The following is a 2,950-nucleotide window of genomic DNA, read 5'->3' on the forward strand; positions in this document are numbered from 1 at the left end:
TGCTGTTTCCAGGCGTTGAACGCCGCCTGGAGGTCGGCCGGGATGCGGCAGCGGGCGTCGGTGAGGAACAGGACGTCGGTCGCCCCCACGGGCGCCCGGAGCACCCCTGAGCAGGGGCGCCGAGAATGTTCACGGGGGCCGCCGACCCTCCGAGCGGCAGGTGCGCGGCCTCGTCCGCCACGGAGGCTCACCTGAGAGCCGAGGGCCGTCGAGAACGCGATATCACGGATTTGTAACGGAACCCGACGCGGCGGCGATACACCCGATGGAACGACAGCACCCCGAGCCGCGGGTGCCTGCCCTCCGTCGTCGATCCCCCCGGAGGCTTCTGATGGACGCAGGACGCACGTCCTGGGTGCCGCCGACGCTGTTCCCGCCCACCTGACGGTCGTCCGACGACGAGACCGGTCGCAGGGCCGGGGCGACACACCCACGTCGTCCGGCCCGAGACCGCCTCGAGCGCGCCCGCGATGCCACCGCACGCGCACCGCGCCGAGGCCGCCGCAGAGGGAGACCCCCATGAACGAGCTGTCCGATGACCCCACGACCGACCGGCGCGCCGCGCCCGGGAGCCCCGGCGCGCTGAGCGAGGGCTGCCGCTGCTCCGTCCTGCTCAACCAGGCCGTCGATCAGGGTCCCGATGACGACCACCCCGGGTTCGTGAACCCGTTGTGCCCGGTCCACGGCTCGCTCGGGTCCGACGCCGGGCCCGAGCTCGACCCCGAGCGGCCGGTGCGCTCGTGACGACGATGCGCAGGGACCCGATCGCGGACGTCCGGCCCTCGGAGACGCGGTCCGGGACGACGAGCCCGGCGTCGCCGACGCTGCGCGACGAGTTCCGCCTCAAGGTGCGCGACCGCGCCCTCGACACCGCCGCCTCCGCGCTCCTCGAGCACGGCTGGCAGCAGGTCCGCCTGGCCGAGCTCGCCCGCCGGGCCGGCATCTCACGCGCCACGCTGCACCGGCTGTTCGGCGGCAAGAACGGGCTCGCGGACGCGCTGGTGGCCCGGGAGGTCGACCGGGTGCTCGTCGAGGTCGCGCGCGCCCTCGACCAGGGCACGACCTGGGAGACCGGCCTGCTGACGGCCCTGCGGGTCGCGGTCCGCGTCCGGGACCACCACCCGGTCCTCGACGCGATCCTCTCGAGCCCGCACGACGACACGGGCCTGCTGCCCCTGCTCACCACGCGCAGCACCCCGATCGTCGCCCAGGCCCGCCGCGTGCTCGTGCGGTTCCTCCACGAGCACCACCCGCGACTGAACGCGACCTACCTCGGCGACGTCGCGGACACGCTGGTGCGCGCGACGCTGAGCCACCTGGTGGCCCCGGCCCCGGACGAGCCGGCGGCCGAACGCCTCCACCGCGTGGCCCGGCACCTGGTCCGGACGCCGCCCGTCGCCGCCGCCGTCACGCCCCGTGCGCGGGCGGGGCGGTAGGCCCGAGTCTCAACACCCGGTCGCGTGACGACGACGGGCTAACACTCGGACGGCCCGGCGCGACATCACGGTCAGATAACGGACCGATCGCGAGAGGGACTGACTTGACGATCACGGAGATGTTGCTCGAGCGGGTCCACGACGTCGACGCCTGCGACGGCTACCTCGTCGTCGTGGCCGACCCCGACACCGGCGCGGTCGACGCCCACGGCCCGTTCGACGGGGTGGGCGCCGCGACCGAGGCCGACCGCCGCCGCACCGAGCTCGACGCCGAGGAGCTCCACGACGTGCACGTCACCGTCGTGCGGTGGCACCGCGCGCCCGACGGGACCGCCTGACCCCGGCCGCGGAGGGCGCTCAGAGCCGGGTCAGCACCGCGTCGGCGCTCGACACCTCGTGGTCGACGGGGCTGCCCTCGACCTCGATGCTCTGCACCACGCCGTCCTGGATGACCGCGGCGTAGCGCTGGGAGCGGACGCCGAGGCCGAAGTCGGTCGCGTCCATCGTCAGGCCCATGGCCTGGGTGAAGGCGCCCACGTGGTCGGCGAGCATGACGATCCCGTCGGCGTGCAGGCTCTTCGCCCAGGCGCCCATGACGAACACGTCGTTGACCGACACGCAGACCACGCGGTCGGTGCCCTTGGCCGCCAGCTCCTCGGCCCGCATGACGAAGCCGGGGAGGTGGTAGTCGCTGCACGTCGGGCTGAACGCCGCCGGCACGCCGAAGAGCACGACCTTGCCGCTGCCCAGCAGCGTCGCCGTGCTGACGTCCTCGACTCCCTCGGGCGTCACCGCCTTGAGCGTCACGTCGGGAACCGTGTCTCCCACGCCGATCATCTGTTGCTCCTCGCGAGGTCGGGCGGCGGCCGCGTCGGTCGAGCCGCCGTCGTCACAGTAGCGCCGCGCCGCGACCACCACCGCTCGCGACGATCACGCCCGGGACGCCCCGAGGTCCGCGCGGGCGTGGGCGATCGCGACGTCCTTGCTCAGCGCGTCGATGTCGTAGGCGCCGTAGTGGCGCCGGCCGTTGACGAAGAACGTGGGGGTGCCCGACACCCCGCTGCGGTCGGCCGAGTCGAGGTCCTCGGCGACCCGCTCGGCGAGCAGCGGCGAGTGCAGGTCGTCGCGGAAACGCTCGACGTCGAGGCCGAGGTCGGCGGCGTGCCGCTCGAGGTCGGTGGGGCGCAGCTCGTCCTGGTGGTCGAGCAACCGGTCGTGCAGGGGCCAGAAGGCGCCCTGCGCGGCGGCGGCCTCGGCCGCCTCCGCCGCGAGCGCGGCGTCGGGGTGCACCGGGGTGAGCGGCAGGTGCCGCCAGACGTACCGGACGTCGCCACGCCCGGCGAGCAGCTCGCGGACGACGGGCTCGGCGCGCCCGCAGTACGGGCACTGGAAGTCGCCGTACTCGACCACGGTGACGGGGGCGTCGAGAGGTCCCCGGATGTGGTCGCGCTCGGGGTCGACGGGGTCCGCGAGGTCGACCAGCGGGTCGGCGTCGCCGAGCAGGACCCGGTTGC

5 protein-coding genes are annotated in these 2,950 nt (G+C 74.4%); 3 read left to right on the top strand and 2 right to left on the bottom strand.

All coding sequences use genetic code 11. From position 1 onward, the window contains the following. Positions 1–519: 519 nt before the first annotated feature. From AC0CYZ_RS20550 to AC0CYZ_RS20560, 3 genes are all read left to right on the top strand, one after another. Positions 520–744: a hypothetical protein gene (locus AC0CYZ_RS20550; protein WP_472218700.1), complete on the top strand. Its 225-nt coding sequence runs from the start codon at positions 520–522 to the stop codon at positions 742–744. 5 nt (positions 745–749) lie between these two features. Beyond that, positions 750–1,436, top strand: a complete 687-nt coding sequence (locus tag AC0CYZ_RS20555; protein WP_472218702.1) for a TetR/AcrR family transcriptional regulator — start codon at positions 750–752, stop codon at positions 1,434–1,436. Positions 1,437–1,540: 104 nt separating this feature from the next. Beyond that, positions 1,541–1,774 (top strand): hypothetical protein, encoded by a 234-nt coding sequence (locus AC0CYZ_RS20560; RefSeq protein WP_472218704.1) that lies wholly within the window; start codon positions 1,541–1,543, stop codon positions 1,772–1,774. A 19-nt stretch (positions 1,775–1,793) separates the two neighbouring features. Here the strand turns inward: AC0CYZ_RS20560 and AC0CYZ_RS20565 are convergent, their stop codons facing one another. Both AC0CYZ_RS20565 and AC0CYZ_RS20570 read right to left on the bottom strand, forming a co-directional pair. After that, the gene (locus AC0CYZ_RS20565) at positions 1,794–2,273 is read right to left on the bottom strand and encodes a redoxin family protein (RefSeq protein ID WP_472218706.1); all 480 of its coding nucleotides are present in this window, start codon (positions 2,271–2,273) and stop codon (positions 1,794–1,796) included. A 93-nt stretch (positions 2,274–2,366) separates the two neighbouring features. Continuing rightward, positions 2,367–2,950: DsbA family protein (locus tag AC0CYZ_RS20570; protein WP_472218708.1), on the bottom strand; the 584-nt coding region annotated here is incomplete at its 5' end.

Source organism: Actinomycetospora sp. (genome assembly GCF_055612215.1).